Source organism: Enterobacter cloacae complex sp. HYC080_NIDB (assembly GCF_056673325.1).
Genome location: NZ_CP114212.1, coordinates 1,559,839 through 1,581,601, shown reverse-complemented (window position 1 = coordinate 1,581,601; position 21,763 = coordinate 1,559,839). Strand labels below are relative to the sequence as shown.

General features: G+C 58.6%; 13 protein-coding genes. 10 read left to right on the top strand and 3 right to left on the bottom strand.

Annotated elements, in window-relative coordinates; translation table 11 throughout:
• Positions 1-30: 30 nt before the first annotated feature.
• Positions 31-672, bottom strand: coding sequence for a uridine kinase (udk, locus tag O1723_RS07435; RefSeq protein ID WP_008500855.1), 642 nt, complete (start codon positions 670-672; stop codon positions 31-33).
• Positions 673-1,015: 343 nt separating this feature from the next.
• Here udk and O1723_RS07430 point away from each other — a divergent pair, with 343 nt between their 5' ends.
• Positions 1,016-4,345: a diguanylate cyclase gene (locus O1723_RS07430; protein ID WP_248190830.1), complete on the top strand. Its 3,330-nt coding sequence runs from the start codon at positions 1,016-1,018 to the stop codon at positions 4,343-4,345.
• Here the strand turns inward: O1723_RS07430 and alkA are convergent.
• Entirely contained in the window at positions 4,310-5,182 is an 873-nt protein-coding gene (alkA, locus tag O1723_RS07425; protein ID WP_023337522.1) for a DNA-3-methyladenine glycosylase 2, read from the bottom strand. The two genes, O1723_RS07430 and alkA, sit on opposite strands and share 36 nt — an antisense overlap.
• 130 nt (positions 5,183-5,312) lie before the next feature.
• Between alkA and yegD the strand changes: the two genes are divergently transcribed.
• The 9 genes from yegD to yegS all read left to right on the top strand — a co-directional run bounded on the left by yegD (position 5,313) and on the right by yegS (position 20,488).
• Positions 5,313-6,665, top strand: coding sequence for a molecular chaperone (gene yegD, locus O1723_RS07420; RefSeq protein ID WP_014884516.1), 1,353 nt, complete (start codon positions 5,313-5,315; stop codon positions 6,663-6,665).
• A 207-nt stretch (positions 6,666-6,872) separates the two neighbouring features.
• On the top strand, positions 6,873-8,075 hold the full coding sequence (locus tag O1723_RS07415) for an MdtA/MuxA family multidrug efflux RND transporter periplasmic adaptor subunit (protein WP_014884517.1): 1,203 nt from the start codon (positions 6,873-6,875) through the stop codon (positions 8,073-8,075).
• Complete coding sequence (locus O1723_RS07410; RefSeq protein WP_023338523.1) at positions 8,075-11,197, top strand: MdtB/MuxB family multidrug efflux RND transporter permease subunit; 3,123 nt, start codon at positions 8,075-8,077, stop codon at positions 11,195-11,197. Before O1723_RS07415 ends, O1723_RS07410 begins: the two co-directional genes overlap by 1 nt.
• A complete protein-coding gene (mdtC, locus tag O1723_RS07405; RefSeq protein ID WP_023338524.1) occupies positions 11,198-14,275 on the top strand; it encodes a multidrug efflux RND transporter permease subunit MdtC in 3,078 nt (1,025 codons plus the stop codon). It abuts the gene before it with no gap.
• A complete protein-coding gene (mdtD, locus tag O1723_RS07400) occupies positions 14,276-15,691 on the top strand; it encodes an MFS transporter (protein WP_023337527.1) in 1,416 nt (471 codons plus the stop codon).
• Positions 15,688-17,091, top strand: a complete 1,404-nt coding sequence (gene baeS / locus O1723_RS07395; protein WP_023330891.1) for an envelope stress sensor histidine kinase BaeS — start codon at positions 15,688-15,690, stop codon at positions 17,089-17,091. Before mdtD ends, baeS begins: the two co-directional genes overlap by 4 nt.
• Positions 17,088-17,810 (top strand): envelope stress response regulator BaeR, encoded by a 723-nt coding sequence (baeR, locus tag O1723_RS07390; RefSeq protein ID WP_014884522.1) that lies wholly within the window; start codon positions 17,088-17,090, stop codon positions 17,808-17,810. Before baeS ends, baeR begins: the two co-directional genes overlap by 4 nt.
• 168 nt (positions 17,811-17,978) lie before the next feature.
• Positions 17,979-19,340, top strand: a complete 1,362-nt coding sequence (gene trhP / locus O1723_RS07385) for a prephenate-dependent tRNA uridine(34) hydroxylase TrhP (RefSeq protein ID WP_023337528.1) — start codon at positions 17,979-17,981, stop codon at positions 19,338-19,340.
• Positions 19,341-19,588: 248 nt separating this feature from the next.
• Positions 19,589-20,488 (top strand): lipid kinase YegS, encoded by a 900-nt coding sequence (yegS, locus tag O1723_RS07380; RefSeq protein ID WP_014884523.1) that lies wholly within the window; start codon positions 19,589-19,591, stop codon positions 20,486-20,488.
• A 53-nt stretch (positions 20,489-20,541) separates the two neighbouring features.
• Here yegS and fbaB read toward each other — a convergent pair whose 3' ends face one another.
• The gene (gene fbaB, locus O1723_RS07375) at positions 20,542-21,594 is read right to left on the bottom strand and encodes a class I fructose-bisphosphate aldolase (protein WP_014170857.1); all 1,053 of its coding nucleotides are present in this window, start codon (positions 21,592-21,594) and stop codon (positions 20,542-20,544) included.
• Between the last annotated feature and the right edge of the window lie 169 nt (positions 21,595-21,763).

Here is a 21,763-nt window from a genome sequence, read left to right as displayed (position 1 = left end):
TATCTCTGAACGGTACACAATTCGCGCGGCTTATTCAAAAAACTGGCTGATTTTCGCTTTTAAGATATCAATGGCAATGCGGTTTTTGCCTCCGCGCGGCACGATGATATCGGCGTATTGTTTGGAGGGCTCAATAAACTGCAGGAACATCGGACGGACCGTTTTCTGGTATTGCGCCATGACGGAATCCATCGAACGGCCGCGCTCGTTAACGTCTCGCTTGATGCGGCGCATCAGGCAAATATCCAGCGGGGTATCGACGAAAATCGAGAAGTTCATCGATTCACGCAGGCGAGCATCGGTCAGGAGCAGGATACCTTCAAGGATAATCACCTTTTTCGGCTCGATGCGGATCGTCTCCTGGGTGCGGGTGTGTTCTACGTAACTGTAAACGGGCAGCTCAATCGCCTGGCCGCTTTTTAGGGCTTCTAAATGCTGGAACAGTAAACTGTGATCCATTGCATTCGGGTGGTCATAGTTGGTTTTTACGCGCTCTTCCATCGACAGATGGGATTGATCTTTGTAATAGCTGTCTTCGGGAATGACGCCGATGTGCTCATCACCTACTTGTTCACGCAGTTCGCGATAAAGCGTACTGGCAATTAGACTTTTACCTGAAGCCGATGCGCCGGCGATGCCTATAATGACGCACTGATGAGACTTATCAGTCATAAATTTAGCGACCTGATTAACCTGAGTGTTAAGGAAGGACGACGCCGGAGCGTCAAACGCGGCAATTATAGGGATTTCGCGGGCGTGATACCAGTCGAAAGCGCAGGTAATGCGAGACAGCCTGTAAAGTTGCGAATTGTTCCCTGAGTGAAATTTTAATGCGCGTTTTTTCAGCGTTTCACAGCGATTTTTTAACCTGTAACTATTTAATAAGTCTATGATGTCAAATTATGAGCAGTCGCCATATGAATTGTAAATTGTTTGTACTAGCATAAACCAAATTATCAAATTCACTCGTACGGACTTCTCTCCTGACGGCACGGCGTCTCTGGATAAAGCGGTAATGAATAAACAATACCAGCGGGTTTTGGTTACCACCCCACATCCTTTATTACGACTTGTCTGTCTGGGCCTGGTCACCTTTATCTTTACCTTATTTTCGCTGGAGCTTACCCGCTTCGGCACACTGCTGGCGCCGCTCTGGTTCCCCACCGCCATCATGATGGTGGCGTTTTACCGCCACGCGGGAAAAATGTGGCCGGGCATTGCCCTGGCGTGTTCGTTCGGCAATATTCTGGCCTCGTGGATGTTGTTCTCGTGGGGGGCGATTAACCTCACCTACACCGCCATAAATGTGATTGAGGCCGTCGTCGGTGCATTACTACTGCGCAAACTGCTCCCGTGGTATAACCCGCTGCAAAATTTAAGTGACTGGATCCGTCTGGCGATGGGCAGCGCGCTGGTGCCGCCGCTGGTAGGCGGTATTCTGGTGATTTTTCTGGTTCCCGGTCCTGAGCCACTGCGCGATTTCATTGTGTGGGTGTTATCTGAATCCATTGGCGCGCTGGCACTGGTGCCGCTGGGATTACTGTTTAAACCCCACTACCTGCTGCGCCACCGTGATCCGCGACTGCTGCTGGAAACGCTGCTCACAATGGCCGTGACGTTGGCCCTGAGTTGGGCAGCCATCACCTGGCTTCCATGGCCATTTACCTGCGTGATCGTCCTGCTTATGTGGAGCGCCGTGCGCTTACCGCGAATGGAAGCGTTCCTGGTGTTTCTGGTCACCGTGATGGTCGTGTCCCTGATGATTGCCCATAACCCTGAGGCGCTGACCACGCAACACGAAGGGCCGATGATCAACGCGCCCTGGCTGCCGTTCCTGATGCTGCTTCTCCCGGCGAACGTGATGACCATGGTGATGTATGCCTTCCGTGCCGAACGCAAACACATCACTGAAAGCGAAGCGCGTTTTCGTAATGCGATGGAGTATTCCGCCATCGGGATGGCGTTAGTCAACATTGAGGGGCAGTGGCTACAGGCCAACAAAGCGCTGTGCAATTTCCTCGGTTACAGCCAGTCCGAACTACAGTCACTCACTTTCCAGCAGCTCACCTGGCCGGAAGATTTGCACACCGACCTCGAACAGCTGGAGCAGCTGGTCAACGGCGACATCAACACCTATACCCTTGAAAAGCGCTATTACACGCGCAACGGTGAAGTGGTCTGGGCGCTGCTTGCCGTCTCCGTTGTGCGCCATACCGACGGCTCGCCGCTCTATTTTATCGCCCAGATTGAAGACATTAACGACCTGAAGCAGACCGAGTGGGTCAACAAACGCCTGATGGAGCGCATTACGCTGGCCAACGAAGCGGGCGGCATCGGCATCTGGGAGTGGGATCTGGAGCCTGACATCATCAGCTGGGATAAGCGGATGTTCGAACTGTATGAAATCCCACCGCACATCAAGCCCACCTGGCAGCTCTGGCACGACACGATGCTGCCGGAAGACCGCGCCCATGCAGAACAGGTGCTGCGGGATTCACTGATCTCACGTCTGCCGTTTAAGCTGGAATTCCGTATCCGCGTGAAGGAAGGCGTGCGCCATATTCGCTCCCTGGCAAACCGGGTGTTGAATAAAGAGGGTGAAGTCGAGCGTTTGCTTGGCATCAACATGGACATGACCGAGGTTAAGCAGCTTAACGAGGCGCTGTTCCAGGAAAAAGAGCGTCTGCACATCACGCTCGACTCCATCGGCGAAGCCGTGCTCTGTACCGATATCGACATGAACGTCACCTTTATGAATCCGGTCGCCGAGAAGATGAGCGGCTGGCTACAAACCGAGGCTATCGGCCAGCCGGTTCTCAAGGTATTACACATCACGTTTGGGGAGCGAGGGCCGCTGATGGAGAACATCCACAGCGGGGATATGTCACGCTCAGATATCGACCAGGACGTGGTGCTGAACTGCCGCACGGGTGGAGCGTTTGACATCCATTACAGCATTACGCCACTCAGCACGCTGGATGGACAAAGTATCGGCTCGGTTATTGTTATTCAGGATGTCACCGAGTCGCGCAAAATGCTGCGTCAGCTGAGTTACAGCGCGTCGCACGATGCCCTGACCCACCTGGCAAACCGGGTCAGCTTTGAAAACCACCTCAAACGACTCCTGCAAACGGTTCGTGAGACGCGGCAGCGTCATGCGCTGGTCTTTATCGATCTGGACCGCTTCAAAGCCGTCAATGATACCGCAGGCCATGCGGCGGGCGATGCCCTGCTGCGGGAACTCTCTTCCATGATGTTAACCATGCTGCGCTCCAGCGATGTGCTGGCGCGTCTGGGGGGTGATGAGTTTGGGCTGTTGCTGCCGGACTGCAATATTGAGAGCGCACGCTATATCACCGGTCGTCTGGTCCATAGCATCAACGACTATCACTTTATGTGGGAAGGCCGCCTGCATCGAATTGGCGCCAGCGCCGGGATCACGCTGATCGATGAACATAACCACCTGGCGTCAGAAGTGATGTCACAGGCGGATATTGCCTGTTATGCCTCGAAAAATAGCGGGCGCGGCATCGTGACGGTTTACGAACCGCAGCAGGAGCGGGATCACAGCACGCGCAGCATGATGTCGCTGGACGAACAATGGCACATGATCAAAGACAATCACCTGATGATGATAGCCCGTAGCGTCGCCTCCCCTCGCATACCGGAGAGCTGTAATTTCTGGCTGATTTCGCTGCGCCTGTGGACCAGCCAGGGCGAAGTCCTGGAGGAACACGCCTTCCGTTCTGGCCTGGCAGAGCCGGAACTGCTGCACGCCCTCGACAGACGCATCTTTAGCGACTTCTTCCGGACATCTGCCGCCAGGATCGCCAGTAAAGGCATGGGGATCGCATTGCCGCTTTCGGCAGCCGGTTTAGCCAGCGTGACGCTGGTCGACGAACTTCTCGATCTTCTTGATAAAAGCCCAATGCCGGGCCGTCTGCTGCATCTGGTGATCCCTGCCGGCGTGGTGTGTGATTCGGATGAGAATCTGCAGCGGGGTTTACAAAAGCTTCGCCTGGCGGGCTGCCGCGTGATCCTCAGCCAGATAGGCCGCGACATGGACATTTTCACCCACCTGAGTCCGAACATGGCCGATTACCTGATGCTGGATGCCGAAGTCGTGAGCAACGTCTATGGCAACCTGATGGATGAGATGATGGTGACCATCGTTCAGGGCCATGCCCAGCGTCTGGGGATGAGAACCATCGCAGGCCCCTGCAACCAGCCCATCATGATGGATACGCTTTCCGGCATTGGCATTGATTTTATCTATGGTGACACCATCGCCGAGCCGCAGCCGCTGGATCTACTGCTCAACACCAGTTATTTCGCCATCAACTGACGGCGCCCAGCCGTCGGTATACCAGATGTGCAGCAGCGCGTAGGAACGCCACGGCTGCCAGCGCTCGGCATAGCGACGAATTTGCGCAGGCGTCATCCCGGCGAAACGTTGCTTAATCAGATAATCATCCGGAAGAAACACATCTTTTGCCTGCCAGCCGCGAAGGGCGAGGTAATTTGCCGTCCAGCGGCCAATACCCGGCCGTTGTTGTAACGCCTTCATGCCTGCCTCAACGTCCTCAGGCGGCGTGAGCGGAAACGTCCCGTCGACGACCGACTGTGCCAGATGAATCAGCGATTCCGCGCGTTTGACCGGCATCCCGAGCGCTTTGAGCGCCAGCGGGTCGGCAGCCGCCAGGGCTTGTGGGGAGGGAAAGCAGACATAGCCCGGCGCATCCTTGACCGGCTCGCCGCACAGGGCGACAACGCGTGAAGCCAGTTTCGCCGCCATCGCCACGCTGACCAGTTGACCCAGAATGGCGCGCACGCCCTGTTCGTAGGCATCCATCGCCCCGGGCAAACGCAGGCCTGGCCGCGCGGCGCCGAGATCGCCCAAAGTCCGGTGGACGTCCTGCGGATCGCAGGCAAGATCGAACAGACGCCCGATACGCTCAAGGCAAAGTCCGGCCACCGGCGTTAACCCCGTGCTAAGCGTGACCTGTAGCGTATGGGTTTGCGTGTCCGGCGTAACGCGGAAGATCCCCTGATGCCCTTCACAGGCAAAACTGCGCTCGTAATAGCTTTCCGTGACCGTCTCAACCCCCGCCACCGCACGGGCGCCAAGAAAGCCAAACATCCATTGCCAGTCGTAAGGGGGGTGCCAGGTCAGGGTATGCATTGTCGCTCCTTTTTTGTTCCCCTCAGGATAAACTGAAAAAGCGTGTTACGCCTTGCTTTCATATTCCTGTTGTCGCCGGACAGGCATTCCGCTAAAGTCTCGCCCCTTCTCACTGGCATGGGGATTTATTGTGTTTATCGGATTCGACTACGGTACGGCAAACTGCTCGGTTGCAATTATGCAAAACGGGCAACCACAGCTCCTGAAAATGGAAAAAGAGAGCACGCTGCTGCCGTCAATGCTCTGCGCGCCGACGCGTGAAGCGGTGAGCGAGTGGCTGTTCCGCCATCATCAGGTTCCGGCGACTGCGGCAGAAACCCAGGCGCTGCTGCGCCGGGCGGTCAGCTTTAACCGCGAGGAAGATATCGACGTTACGCCTTCCAGCGTGCAGTTCGGCCTCTCTTCACTCGGGCATTACATTGAAGACCCGGAAGAGGTCTACTTTGTTAAATCGCCAAAATCTTTCCTCGGGGCCAGCGGCCTCAAGCCGCAGCAGGTGGCGGTGTTTGAAGACCTGGTATGCGCCATGATGCTGCATATCCGTCATCAGGCGCAGACGCAGGTCCCCGAGACGATTACCCAGGCCGTGATTGGCCGCCCGATCAACTTCCAGGGGCTGGGCGGCGATGAGGCCAACCAGCAGGCGCAGGGGATCCTTGAGCGCGCGGCGCACCGGGCAGGCTTTCGCGACGTGGTGTTCCAGTATGAGCCGGTTGCGGCGGGGCTGGACTTTGAGGCCACGTTGACGGAAGAAAAACGGGTGCTGGTCGTGGATATCGGCGGGGGTACAACGGACTGCTCGCTGCTGCTGATGGGGCCGCAGTGGCATCACCGCCGCGACCGTGAAAATAGCCTGCTGGGGCACAGCGGCTGCCGCGTGGGCGGTAACGATCTGGATATCGCCCTGGCATTCAAGAGCCTGATGCCGCTGCTCGGCATGGGCGGGCAAACGGAAAAAGGCATCGCCCTGCCGATCCTGCCGTGGTGGAACGCGATTGCCATCAACGACGTCCCGGCGCAGAGTGATTTTTACAGTACCGCCAACGGCCGCTTCCTGAATGACCTGATGCGTGATGCGCAGGACGCCGATAAAGTCGCCCTGCTGTATAAAGTGTGGCGTCAGCGCCTGAGCTACCGCGTGGTACGCACCGCCGAAGAGAGCAAAATTGCCCTTTCAAACCGCGCTGAACATGCGGTGTCCTTGCCATTTATCAGCGACGATCTGGCCACGGCGATTTCACAGGAGGGGCTGGAGACCGCGCTCGCGCAGCCGCTACAGCGCATACTGGAACAGGTGCAACTCGCGCTGGAGAACGGCAAAGAGAAGCCGGACGTCATCTACCTCACCGGCGGAAGCGCCCGTTCACCGCTGATCAAAAAAGCGCTGGCGGAACAGTTGCCGGGTATTCCTATTGCCGGTGGAGATGACTTTGGTTCCGTTACCGCGGGGCTGGCGCGCTGGGCGCAGGTGATGTTTAGCTAGTGCCGCTGTGCCGGGTGGCGGCTTCGCCTTACCCGGCCCACAAAACCCTCGCACCGTAGGCCGGGTAAGCGAAGCGCCACCCGGCGAAAAAAAGCACCACACTCAGACAATTCCAGACAGTCTTCCATATTTCCTCCATTTTTCCGCTGTGTTGCCTGACTAAACTAGTATCATTCCCCGAAGTAATCAGGATGAGAACGTATAACGATGAAAGGCCGTAATAAATCCCGCTGGGCAATCGCCGCTGGCATCATTGTGGTGGCACTTGCCGCCGCCTGGTACTGGCACAGCCAATCCGCAAACTCTGGCGCCCCCGCCGGTGCCAACAGCGCATCACAGCGCCCGGCAGGTGGCGGCCGTCACGGTATGCGAGGCGGTGCGCTGGCGCCGGTTCAGGCAGCTACGGCGGTGAGTAAAGCCGTTCCGCGTTATCTGACGGGGCTCGGAACCATTACCGCCGCTAACACCGCCACGGTGCGTAGCCGCGTCGATGGTCAGCTCATTGCGATCCACTTCCAGGAAGGTCAGCAGGTTAAGGCCGGTGACTTACTGGCGGAGATCGACCCAAGCCAGTTTAAAGTGGCCCTCGCCCAGGCGCAGGGACAGCTCGCGAAAGACAAAGCCACCCTTGCCAACGCCCGGCGTGATTTAGCGCGCTATCAGCAGCTGGTAAAAACCAATCTGGTCTCCCGCCAGGAGCTGGACACACAGCAGTCGCTGGTCAGCGAAACGCAGGGCACCATCAAAGCCGACGAAGCCGCCGTGGCCAGCGCCCAGTTACAGCTCGACTGGAGCCGCATCACCGCACCGATTGACGGGCGGGTTGGTCTGAAGCAGGTCGATATCGGCAACCAAATCTCCAGCGGAGATACCACGGGCATCGTGGTGATCACCCAGACTCACCCGATTGATTTAGTCTTTACCCTGCCGGAAAGCGACATTGCGACGGTCATTCAGGCGCAAAAAGCCGGGAAAGGCCTGGTGGTGGAAGCCTGGGACCGCACCAATAAACAGAAGCTCAGCGAAGGTAGCCTGCTCAGCCTGGATAACCAGATCGACACCACGACCGGTACCATTAAGCTGAAGGCCCGCTTTAACAACCAGGACGATGCCCTCTTCCCGAACCAGTTCGTCAACGCGCGAATGCTGGTCGCGACCGAAGAGAACGCGGTTGTGATCCCCACCGCCGCGCTGCAGATGGGTAACGAAGGCAACTTTGTCTGGGTACTGAACAGTGAAAACAAAGTCAGTAAGCATCTGGTGAAAACCGGGATTCAGGACAGTCAGACGGTGGTAATCAGCGCCGGGCTTTCCGCTGGCGACCGCGTGGTCACCGACGGTATCGACCGTCTGACCGAAGGGGCGAAAGTGGAAGTGGTTGAACCTGCGAAACAGGGAGCGGCCTCCTGATGCAGGTTATGCCTCCCGTCGCTACAGGTGGGCCGTCACGCCTGTTTATCCTCCGTCCTGTCGCCACCACGCTGCTGATGGTGGCGATCCTGCTGGCCGGGATTATCGGCTACCGCTTCCTGCCCGTCTCGGCGCTGCCGGAAGTGGATTACCCCACCATTCAGGTGGTGACGCTTTATCCCGGCGCCAGCCCTGACGTGGTGACGTCCGCCATTACCGCCCCGCTGGAGCGCCAGTTTGGGCAGATGTCGGGCCTGAAGCAGATGTCCTCCCAAAGCTCCGGCGGGGCCTCTGTCGTGACGCTACAGTTCCAGCTGACGCTGTCGCTGGATGTCGCCGAGCAGGAAGTTCAGGCCGCCATCAATGCGGCCACCAACCTGCTGCCGTCGGACCTGCCTAACCCGCCGGTCTACAGCAAAGTAAACCCGGCGGATCCGCCGATCATGACGCTTGCCGTCACCTCCTCCGCCATGCCAATGACACAGGTGGAAGACATGGTCGAGACCCGCGTGGCGCAAAAGATTTCTCAGGTCTCAGGCGTCGGTCTCGTCACGCTGGCAGGCGGGCAGCGCCCGGCGGTGCGCGTTAAGCTTAATGCGCAGGCGATTGCCGCACTGGGGCTGACCAGTGAAACCATCCGCACCGCCATCAGCAGCGCCAACGTTAATTCGGCAAAAGGCTCGCTGGACGGCCCAACCCGCGCCGTCACGCTCTCTGCCAACGATCAGATGCAGTCCGCGGATGAATACCGTCAGCTGATTATTGCTTACCAGAACGGCGCCCCGGTGCGTCTGGGCGATGTGGCGACGGTGGAGCAAGGGGCGGAGAATAGCTGGCTTGGCGCATGGGCGAACAAGCAGCAGGCGATCGTAATGAACGTCCAGCGCCAGCCGGGCGCCAACATCATCGAAACCGCCGACAGCATTCGCACCATGCTGCCGCAGCTGATCGAAAGCCTGCCGAAGTCGGTCAGCGTGAAGGTGCTTTCCGACCGCACCACGAACATTCGCGCGTCGGTCACCGACACTCAGTTCGAACTGATGCTGGCGATTGCCCTGGTCGTGATGATTATCTACCTGTTCCTGCGCAACGTCCCGGCTACCATTATTCCCGCCGTCGCCGTGCCGCTCTCGCTGGTTGGCACGTTTGCGGTGATGGTGTTCCTCGATTTTTCAATCAACAACCTGACGCTAATGGCGCTCACCATCGCCACCGGCTTCGTGGTGGACGACGCCATCGTGGTTATCGAGAACATCTCGCGCTATATCGAGAAAGGCGAAAAACCGCTGGCGGCGGCGCTGAAAGGGGCGGGTGAGATCGGCTTTACCATTATCTCGCTGACCTTCTCGCTGATTGCCGTGCTGATCCCGCTGCTGTTTATGGGCGATATCGTCGGGCGACTGTTCCGCGAATTTGCCGTCACGCTGGCGGTGGCCATTTTGATCTCCGCCGTGGTGTCATTGACCCTGACGCCGATGATGTGCGCCCGGATGCTGAGCCACGCGTCCCTGCGCAAGCAAAACCGCTTCTCGCGCGCCTCCGAGCGGATGTTCGAACGGATCATTGCGGCGTATGGTCGCGTGCTGGCCAACGTGCTGAACCATCCATGGGCCACGCTCGGCGTGGCGCTTGGCACGCTGGCGCTCAGCGTGATGCTGTGGATTTTTATCCCGAAAGGCTTCTTCCCGATTCAGGACAACGGCATTATTCAGGGAACCCTGCAGGCGCCGCAGTCGGTCTCCTTCGCCAATATGGCGCAGCGTCAGCAGCAGGTGTCTGAGATCGTCATGAAAGACCCGGCGGTAGAGAGCCTGACGTCCTACGTTGGCGTAGACGGCACCAACCCGTCGCTGAACAGCGCCCGTCTGCAGATCAACCTCAAACCGCTGGATGAGCGTGACGATCGCGTCAATGCCGTTATTGAACGGCTGCAAAGCGCCGTCGCTCGCGTCCCGGGCGTGGAGCTTTATCTGCAACCGATACAGGATTTGACCATTGATACCCAGGTCAGCCGCACGCAGTACCAGTTTACGCTGCAGGCCACCACGCTGGATGCTCTCAGCACCTGGGTGCCGCAGCTGGTCGATAAGCTAAAAACCCTGCCGCAACTTAACGATGTAAGCAGCGACTGGCAGGACAAAGGGCTGGCCGCGTATGTGAACGTCAACCGCGACACGGCAAGCCGTCTCGGCATTACCATGGCGGACGTGGATAACGCCCTGTATAACGCGTTTGGGCAGCGACTGATCTCCACCATCTACACCCAGGCGAATCAATACCGCGTGGTACTGGAGCACAACACGGAAAATACTCCCGGTCTGGCCGGGCTGGATTCGGTGCGCCTGACCAGCAAAGACGGGGGGATTGTGCCGTTAAGCGCTATCGCCACGGTGGAAGAGCGCTATACCCCGCTGTCGATTAACCACCTGGATCAGTTCCCGTCCACCACGATTTCCTTCAACGTGTCGGACAATTATTCGCTCGGCGAAGCGGTGGAGGCGATCCAGGCGGCTGAAAAAGCGCTCAGCTTCCCGTCCGATATTCAGACCCAGTTCCAGGGCAGCACGCTGGCGTTCCAGGCCGCACTGGGCAACACCATCTGGCTGATTGTCGCCGCCGTCGTGGCAATGTACATCGTGCTCGGCGTGCTGTACGAAAGCTTTATCCACCCGATCACCATCCTCTCTACCCTGCCGACGGCAGGCGTGGGGGCGCTGCTGGCATTAATGCTGGCGGGAAGCGAGCTGGACGTGATTGCCATTATCGGCATCATCCTGTTAATTGGGATCGTGAAGAAAAACGCCATCATGATGATCGACTTTGCGCTGGCCGCCGAACGCGAGCAGGGCATGTCGCCGCGTGAGGCTATCTTCCAGGCTTGTCTGCTGCGTTTTCGTCCGATCCTGATGACCACGCTGGCGGCCCTGCTTGGCGCACTGCCGCTGATGCTCAGTACCGGCGTCGGGGCGGAGCTGCGCCGTCCGCTGGGGATAGGCATGGTCGGCGGTCTGCTGGTGAGCCAGGTATTGACCCTGTTCACCACTCCGGTGATTTATCTGCTGTTTGACCGTCTGGCGCTGTGGACGAAAAGCCGCTTCCCGAAACGTGAAGAGGAGGCGTAAGTGAAGTTTTTCGCCCTCTTCATTTATCGCCCGGTGGCGACGATATTAATCTCGCTCGCCATCACCCTCTGCGGCGTGCTCGGTTTCCGGCTACTGCCGGTGGCCCCCCTGCCGCAGGTGGATTTCCCGGTGATCATGGTCAGCGCCTCGCTGCCGGGCGCCTCACCGGAAACCATGGCGTCATCCGTCGCCACGCCGCTGGAGCGCTCGCTCGGGCGGATTGCCGGGGTCAACGAGATGACCTCCAGCAGTTCGCTCGGCAGTACGCGCATCATTCTGGAGTTCAGCTTCGACCGGGATATTAACGGCGCGGCGCGCGACGTGCAGGCCGCCATCAACGCCGCGCAAAGCCTGCTGCCGAGCGGGATGCCGAGCCGTCCGACCTACCGCAAGGCCAACCCGTCCGATGCGCCGATCATGATCCTGACGCTGACCTCCGATACCTATTCTCAGGGGCAGCTTTACGACTTTGCGTCCACCCAACTGGCGCAGACGATCTCACAGATTAACGGCGTGGGTGACGTGAGCGTCGGCGGCAGCTCCCTGCCCGCGGTGCGAGTGGGATTAAACCCGCAGGCGCTGTTCAATCAGGGCGTGTCGCTGGACGATGTGCGATCCGCCATCAGCAACGCCAACGTGCGCAAACCGCAAGGGGCGGTTGAGGACAGCAGCCACCGCTGGCAGATCCACACCAACGACGAGCTGAAAACTGCAGCTGAATATCAGCCGTTGATTATTCACTACAACAACGGCGCGGCGGTACGCTTAAGCGATGTCGCCAGCGTGACGGACTCCGTGCAGGACGTGCGCAACGCCGGGATGACCAACGCCAAACCGGCTATCCTGCTGATGATCCGCAAGCTGCCGGAAGCGAACATTATTGAGACGGTGAACAGCATTCGCGCCCGCCTCCCTGAATTGCAGGAGACTATCCCGGCCGCGATCGATCTGCAAATTGCCCAGGATCGTTCCCCGACCATTCGCGCCTCGCTTGAGGAGGTGGAGCAGACGCTGGTGATCTCCGTCGCGCTGGTGATCCTGGTGGTATTCCTGTTCCTGCGCTCCGGTCGGGCGACGCTGATCCCGGCGGTGGCCGTGCCGGTGTCGCTTATTGGCACCTTTGCCGCCATGTACCTGTGCGGGTTTAGTCTCAATAACCTGTCGCTGATGGCCCTGACCATTGCGACGGGTTTTGTGGTGGATGACGCTATCGTGGTGCTGGAGAACATTTCCCGCCATCTGGAAGCGGGCGTGAAGCCACTTCAGGCCGCGCTGCAGGGGACGCGCGAGGTGGGCTTTACGGTGCTCTCCATGAGCCTGTCCCTGGTGGCGGTGTTCCTGCCGCTGCTGCTGATGGGCGGCCTGCCGGGTCGGCTGTTGCGGGAGTTTGCCGTCACGCTTTCGGTCGCCATCGGCATCTCGCTGCTGATTTCGCTGACGCTCACGCCGATGATGTGCGGGTGGATGCTCAAGCGCAGCAAGCCGCACTCCCAGCCGCGTCGCAAAGGCTTTGGCCGTTTCCTGATGGCGATGCAGGAAGGCTATGGCAAATCGCTGAAGTGGGTGCTCAACCATACCCGGCTTGTCGGCCTGGTGCTCATCGGCACCATTGTGCTCAACGTCTGGATGTATATCACCATCCCGAAAACCTTCTTCCCGGAGCAAGATACCGGCGTGCTGATGGGCGGCATTCAGGCGGACCAGAGCATTTCGTTCCAGGCGATGCGCGGCAAGCTGCAGGACTTTATGAAGATCATTCGTGAAGACAACGCGGTGGATAACGTCACCGGCTTTACCGGCGGATCGCGCGTCAACAGCGGGATGATGTTTATCACCCTCAAACCGCGCAGCGAGCGCAATGAAACCGCCCAGCAGGTGATCGACCGCCTGCGGGTCAAGCTCGCCAAAGAGCCGGGGGCCAACCTGTTTTTGATGGCCGTTCAGGATATCCGCGTCGGCGGGCGTCAGGCTAACGCCAGCTATCAGTACACGCTGCTCTCGGATGATTTGGCCGCCCTGCGCGAGTGGGAGCCGAAGATCCGCAAGGCGCTGGCCGCCCTGCCCCAGCTGGCGGACGTGAACTCCGACCAGCAGGACAACGGCGCCGAGATGGCCCTGACCTACGACCGCGAAACCATGTCGCGGCTGGGCATCAACGTTGAGGCCGCCAACAGCCTGCTGAACAACGCCTTCGGCCAGCGCGAGATCTCGACCATCTACCAGCCGATGAACCAGTACAAGGTGGTGATGGAGGTGGATCCGCGTTATACACAGGACATCAGCGCCCTGGACAAAATGTTTGTGATTAACAACGACGGCAAGGCGATTCCGCTCTCCTACTTTGCCAACTGGCAGCCAGCCAACGCGCCGCTGTCGGTAAACCACCAGGGGCTGTCAGCGGCGTCGACCATCTCCTTCAACCTGCCCGCCGGTTCGTCGCTTTCTGAAGCCAGCGATGCGATCAACCGTGCGATGACGCAGCTCGGCGTGCCGTCCACCGTGCGCGGCAGTTTTGCCGGCACCGCGCAGGTGTTCCAGGAGACGATGAACTCGCAGGTGATTTTGATTCTGGCCGCCATCGCCACGGTCTACATTGTGCTGGGTATCCTGTATGAGAGCTACGTTCACCCGCTGACTATTCTCTCGACGCTACCCTCCGCGGGCGTGGGGGCACTGCTGGCGCTTGAGCTGTTTGGTGCGCCATTCAGCCTTATCGCGCTCATCGGGATCATGCTATTGATCGGTATCGTGAAGAAAAACGCGATTATGATGGTCGACTTCGCGCTGGACGCCCAGCGTAATGGCAATCTCTCCCCGGAAGAGGCGATCTTCCAGGCGTGCCTGCTGCGTTTTCGTCCGATCATGATGACCACCCTGGCGGCACTGTTTGGTGCGTTGCCGCTGGTTGTCTCGGGCGGCGACGGGTCTGAACTGCGCCAGCCGCTGGGGATCACCATTGTCGGCGGCCTGGTGATGAGCCAGCTGCTGACGCTGTACACCACGCCGGTGGTCTATCTTTTCTTCGACCGCCTGCGGCTGCGTTTTTCGCGTAAAAACAGATCCACGGTGACCGAGTAAATGACCGACCTCCCCGCTAACGTTCGCTGGCAGTTATGGATAGTCGCCTTCGGCTTCTTTATGCAGTCGCTGGACACGACCATCGTCAACACCGCCCTCCCCTCCATGGCGAAAAGCCTGGGGGAGAGCCCGCTGCATATGCATATGGTGATTGTCGCCTACGTGCTGACGGTTGCCGTCATGCTGCCTGCCAGCGGCTGGTTGGCGGACAAAGTGGGCGTGAGAAATATCTTCTTTACCGCCATCGTGCTGTTCACCACCGGCTCGCTGTTTTGCGCTCAGGCCAGCACCCTCGACCAGCTGGTCATGGCGCGCGTGCTGCAGGGCGTTGGCGGGGCGATGATGGTGCCCGTCGGGCGGTTAACGGTGATGAAGATTGTCCCGCGCGAGCAGTACATGGCGGCGATGACCTTTGTCACCCTGCCCGGCCAGGTGGGGCCGCTGCTGGGCCCGGCGCTGGGCGGGATGCTGGTGGAGTACGCCTCGTGGCACTGGATTTTCTTAATCAACCTGCCGGTGGGCATCATCGGCGCGATTGCCACCCTGGCGCTGATGCCGAACTACACAATGCAGACGCGTCGCTTCGATTTCTTCGGTTTCATTCTGCTGGCAGCGGGCATGGCCACGCTCACCCTGGCGCTCGACGGACAAAAGGGGCTGGGGATCTCTTCCCTCATGCTCGGTGTTCTGGTCACCCTCGGCATCACCGCGATTCTGTGGTACCTGTGGCATGCCAGAGGAAACGATCGGGCCTTGTTCAGCCTGAATTTGTTTAAAAACCCGACCTACCGTCTGGGACTGCTGGGAAGTTTTGCCGGACGTATTGGCAGCGGCATGTTGCCGTTCATGACCCCCGTTTTTCTGCAAATCGGGATGGGATTTTCACCGTTTCACGCGGGCCTGATGATGATCCCGATGGTGCTCGGCAGCATGGGCATGAAGCGCATCGTAGTGCAGGTGGTGAACCGTTTTGGCTATCGTCACGTGCTGGTGGCCGCCACGCTGGGGCTGGCGCTGGTGAGCCTGCTGTTCATGGCCGTGGCGTTAATGGGCTGGTTCTACGTTCTGCCGCTGGTCCTGTTCTGCCAGGGGATCATCAACTCCATGCGTTTCTCGTCGATGAATACCCTGACGCTGAAAGATCTGCCGGACGAACTGGCGAGCAGCGGCAACAGCCTGCTGTCGATGATCATGCAGCTCTCCATGAGCGTGGGGGTGACGATCGCCGGACTGCTGCTCGGCATGTACGGCCAGCACCATCTCAGCGTCGATACGCCGGTGGCGCATCAGATCTTTTTATATACGTATCTCAGCATGGCGGTCATCATCGCCCTGCCCGCATTCATCTTCGCCAGAGTGCCGGATGATACCAGCAAGAACGTCGTGATTAGGCGCGGCAAAAGGAGTGGCTCATGAAATTCTGGCGACCGGGAATTACCGGCAAGCTCTTTGTGGCGATCTTCGCCACCTGTATCGTCCTGCTGATCACCATGCACTGGGCCGTGCGGGTCAGCTTTGAGCGGGGTTTTATTGATTACATTAAGCACGGCAACGAGCAGCGTCTGCAGGGCTTAAGCGATGCGCTGGGCGAGCAGTACGCCCAGCACGGCAACTGGCGTTTTCTGCGCAACAATGACCGATTTATTTTCCAGATCCTGCGCTCGCTGGAGCACGATACCGGGGACGATCGTCCCGGCCCGGGCATGCCGCCGCACGGCTGGCGCACCCAGTTTTGGGTCATTGACCAGGAGATGCGCACGCTGGTTGGCCCGCGCGCGCCGATTCCGCCGGACGGTACCCGGCGGGCGATTAAGGTCAATAACGCCACCGTCGGCTGGGTTATCGCCTCCCCGGTGGAGCGCCTGACGCGCAATACCGACATCAACTTTGACCGCCAGCAGCGCCGGACCAGTTGGCTGATTGTCGCCCTCTCCACCCTGCTCGCCGCGCTCGCCACCTTCCCGCTGGCGCGCGGTCTGCTCGCCCCGGTAAAGCGGCTGGTGGAAGGGACGCACAAGCTGGCCGCCGGGGATTTCACCACCCGCGTCGATACCCGTAGCCAGGACGAACTCGGCCGGCTGGCGCAGGACTTTAACCAGCTCGCCAGCACGCTGGAGAAAAACCAGCAGATGCGACGCGACTTTATGGCCGATATTTCTCACGAACTGCGCACGCCGCTGGCGGTCCTGCGCGGCGAGCTGGAAGCCATTCAGGACGGCGTGCGTCAGTTTACGCCTGAATCGGTGGCCTCTCTGCAGGCGGAGGTGGGCACACTCACCAAACTGGTGGATGACCTCCACCAGCTCTCTATGTCCGACGAAGGGGCTCTGGCTTACCAGAAGGCGCCGGTTGATGTGATTAACGTGCTTGAAGTTGCCAGCGGCGCCTTCCGGGAACGGTTTGCCAGCCGCAACCTGAAGATCGATCTCTCCCTGCCGGACAGCGCGGTGGTGTTTGGCGACAAAGACCGTCTGATGCAGCTCTTCAATAATCTGCTGGAAAACAGCCTGCGCTATACCGACAGCGGCGGCGGGCTGCATATCTCCGGCAGACAAGAAAACGGGCGCTTTGCCCTCACCTTCGCCGATTCCGCTCCAGGGGTGCAGGATGCACAGCTGGACAAGCTGTTCGAACGTTTTTACCGGACCGAAGGCTCCCGCAACCGCGCCAGCGGCGGATCCGGCCTGGGGCTGGCGATTTGCGTTAACATCGTCGAGGCGCATAATGGGACGATCCGCGCCGCCCATTCGCCTTTTGGCGGGGTTAGCATTACAGTAGAGTTACCTCTGGAACGGGATTTATCGAGAGAAGCATGACCGAGTTACCGATTGACGAAAACACGCCACGTATTTTGATTGTCGAAGACGAACCCAAGCTGGGGCAACTGCTGATCGACTATTTACGCGCGGCCAGCTATGCCCCGTCACTGATAAGCCACGGCGACCAGGTATTGGCGTACGTGCGCCAGACGCCGCCGGACCTGATCCTGCTGGACCTGATGCTACCGGGTACCGATGGCCTGACCCTGTGCCGGGAAATTCGTCGCTTCTCCGACGTGCCGATCGTCATGGTCACCGCCAAAATTGAAGAGATTGACCGCCTGCTGGGGCTCGAAATCGGCGCGGACGATTACATCTGCAAGCCCTACAGCCCGCGTGAAGTGGTCGCCCGGGTGAAAACCATTCTGCGCCGCTGCAAACCGCAGCGCGAACTGCAGGTGCTGGATGCACAAAGCCCGCTTATTGTCGACGAAAGCCGTTTCCAGGCAAGCTGGCGCAGTAAGCTGCTGGACCTGACGCCTGCGGAGTTCCGCCTGCTGAAAACGCTCTCTCATGAGCCCGGGAAGGTATTTTCCCGAGAACAGCTGCTGAACCACCTGTACGATGATTACCGCGTGGTGACTGACCGCACCATCGACAGCCACATCAAAAACCTGCGCCGTAAGCTGGAAGCGCTGGACGCCGAACAGTCGTTTATCCGCGCGGTGTATGGCGTGGGGTACCGCTGGGAAGCGGATGCGTGCAGGATAGCCTAGTCAGCCGCGGGTCAACGTAAGCCGGGTAAGGCGAAGCCGCCACCCGGCACAATCACTTTACCTCCCTGCCCCTCAGCGCTACAATGCCCGCCCTTAAAGTGGGGGATCTCCCCTTACCGCTGCACCTGGTGCATGCGGATCTGACCTGTCATCAGAACGAGAACAAACATGTTTAAACCGGAACTCCTTTCCCCGGCGGGAACGCTGCAAAATATGCGTTACGCTTTCGCCTATGGTGCCGACGCCGTTTACGCGGGCCAGCCTCGCTACTCGCTGCGCGTGCGTAACAACGAATTCAACCACGAGAACCTGCAGCTCGGCATCAACGAAGCGCATGCCCTTGGCAAAAAATTCTACGTGGTGGTCAACATCGCGCCGCACAACGCCAAGCTGAAGACGTTCATCCGTGACCTGAAGCCGGTGGTGGATATGGGGCCGGACGCGCTGATCATGTCGGACCCGGGTTTAATCATGCTGGTTCGGGAGAACTTCCCGGAGATGGATATTCACCTCTCGGTACAGGCTAACGCCGTCAACTGGGCGACGGTGAAGTTCTGGAAGCAGATGGGGCTGACCCGCGTTATCCTGTCTCGTGAATTGTCCCTTGAAGAGATCGAAGAGATCCGCACTCAGGTGCCGGATATGGAAATCGAAATCTTCGTTCACGGCGCGCTGTGCATGGCCTACTCCGGCCGCTGCCTGCTTTCCGGCTATATCAACAAGCGCGACCCGAACCAGGGTACCTGCACCAACGCCTGCCGCTGGGAATACAACGTCCAGGAAGGCAAAGAGGACGACATCGGCAACATTGTCCACAAACATGAGCCGATCCCGGTGACCAACGTTGAGCCGACGCTGGGCATCGGCGCACCGACCGACAGCGTGTTTATGATTGAAGAAGCCAAACGTCCGGGCGAGTACATGACCGCCTTTGAAGACGAACACGGCACCTACATCATGAACTCGAAAGATCTGCGCGCTATCGCCCACGTTGAACTCTTGACCCAGATGGGTGTGCACTCCCTCAAGATCGAAGGCCGCACCAAATCCTACTACTACTGCGCGCGTACCGCGCAGGTCTACCGCAAGGCCATCGACGATGCGGCAGCCGGTAAACCGTTCGATACCAGCCTGCTGGAAACCCTGGAGGGTCTGGCGCACCGCGGCTATACCGAAGGCTTCCTGCGTCGTCACACTCACGATGACTACCAGAACTATGAGCACGGCTACTCCGTTTCCGAGCGTCAGCAGTTTGTCGGTGACTTCACCGGCGAGCGTAAGGGCGCACTGGCGGCCGTGGCGGTGAAAAATAAGTTCACCAAAGGCGACAGCCTGGAGCTGATGACCCCGCAGGGCAATATGAACTTCACGCTGGAGCATCTGGAAAACGGTAAAGGCGAAGCGATTGAGGTTGCCCCGGGTGACGGTCATACCGTCTGGCTGCCGGTTCCGGAAGAGGTGGAGCTGAAATTCGCGCTGCTGATGCGTAATTTCAACGGTGAAAGCACCCGAAACCCACACGGTAAATAGTTAATCAGGGGAATTTTTTCACGGTGGGATAATTCTTAGAATCGGATCACATACCGCTTCGTTCAATACGGGTATTATCCCCCCGCTGAAAAACATAACCCATAAATGCTAGCTGTACCAGGAACCACCTCCTTAGCCTGCGTAATCTCCCTTACGCGGGCTTATTTTTTGCCTTTCATCCTGTTCTTACCCGCTTTTTTCCGCTCTGCTATACACTCTTACTAACGCTAAAAAAGGGAGCAGCGCGGATGGCAACCTATCCAGACAGTTTATTGATTCTCAATGGCAAAAGTGCAGGCAACGATCTGTTGCGTCAGGCAATTCAGGAGTTGCGTGACGATGGCGCACGTATCCACGTGCGGGTAACCTGGGAAAAGGGTGACGCGGCACGCTATATTCATGAAGGCTTAACGTTAGGCGTCAGCACCATTATTTCCGGCGGCGGCGATGGCACCATCAATGAGATCGCCTCTGCGCTTATCGACCTTCCCCCGGCTGACCGCCCGGTGATGGGCATCTTACCGCTCGGCACCGCCAATGATTTCGCCACCAGCGCCGGGATCCCGGAAGATTTAGAGAAAGCACTCCAGCTGGCCATCCTTGGCAAAGCCACCGCGGTAGATATTGCCCAGGTGAATGACAAAACCTGCTTTATTAATATGGCGACGGGCGGATTTGGCACGCGCATCACCAGCGAAACGCCGGAAAAGCTGAAGGCGGCGCTGGGCGGCGTGTCTTATCTGATCCACGGTCTGATGCGCATGGATACCCTTAAGCCAGACCGCTGCGAAATTCATGGCGAGGATTTTCACTGGCAGGGAGATGCGCTGGTGATTGGGATTGGCAATGGCCGTCAGGCAGGCGGCGGACAGCAGCTCTGCCCGGAGGCGCTGATCAATGACGGTCAGCTCCAGCTACGTATTTTCACAGGTGACGGCCTGCTGCCCGCGCTGTTTACCACGCTGACGCAGCCCGAAGAGAGCCCGAATATTATTGCCGGGAAATCGGCATGGTTTGAGGTGAATGCCCCGCACGGGATGACCTTTAATCTCGACGGCGAACCGCTGAGCGGGACGCAGTTCCGCATTGAGGTATTGCCCGGCGCGCTGCAGTGCAGATTGCCGCCGGACTGTGTGCTTTTGCGCTGATTGTATTGCCGGGTGGCGGCTACGCCTTACCCGGCCTACGTTTCGTCCTCAGATCAGGCAATCGTTACTTTGCTGTCCAGATAGACGTCCTGAACCGCATTGATCAGCTTCACGCCGTCGGCCATCGATTTCTTAAACGCCTTACGGCCCAGGATCAGCCCCATGCCGCCCGCGCGTTTGTTAATAACCGCTGTACGCACCGCATCTGACAGGTCAGTGTCGCCCCCTGCAGCCCCGCCGGAGTTGATCAGCCCCGCGCGGCCCATATAGCAGTTCGCCAGCTGGTAGCGCACCAGGTCGATTGGGTTTTCGCTGGTCAGCTTGCTGTAGACGCGATCGTCGGTATAGCCGAAGTTGACCGCTTTATAGCCACCGTTATTCTCGGCCATTTTCTGCTTCACAATATCCGCGCCGATGGTCGCGGCCAGATGGTTCGCCTGCCCGGTCAGGTCAGCGGAGACGTGGTAATCTACCCCGTCTTTTTTGAACGCTGAGTTACGCAGGTACGCCCACAGCACGGTGACCATACCCAGCTCGTGCGCACGCTCAAACGCCGCAGAGATCTCTTCAATCTGACGGCGGGACTGTTCAGAGCCAAAGTAAATCGTCGCGCCAACGGCCACCGCCCCCATATTGAACGCCTGCTCGACGCTGGCGTAGAGGGTCTGGTCATATTCGGTTGGGTAGCTGAGGGTTTCGTTGTGGTTCAACTTCACGAGGAACGGAATGCGGTGGGCATAGCGACGCGAGACGGAGGCCAGCACGCCGTAGGTGGACGCCACGCAGTTACAGCCCGCTTCTATCGCCAGTTCAACGATGTTCTTCGGATCGAAATAGAGCGGATTCGCGGCAAAGGAGGCACCCGCCGAGTGTTCAACGCCCTGGTCTACCGGCAGAATAGAGAGATAGCCGGTGCCACCCAGTCGTCCGGTGTTATAGAGCGTTTGCATATTTCGCAGAACCGCTGGCGGACGGTTGTTATCCACCATCACCCGGTCAACATAGTCATGACCAGGCAGGTAAAGCTGGTCGGCTGGAATGGTCATACAACGATGCTGTAAAAGGCTGTCGGCGTCTTTGCCAAGCAACTGCGCAATATCAGTCATGTGATACTCCCGTAAATCCGACATCGTGTCGGTGTGTGTTTATCCCGTCCCATTTTTTATGGGCAGACTAAGCCTGGTACCGACTTAACCGATTTTCCACCCTTTGCATTTTTTTTCAGCACAATCTGCTGGCTCGATTCGTGTACAACAAAACTGTTACATTGATCAA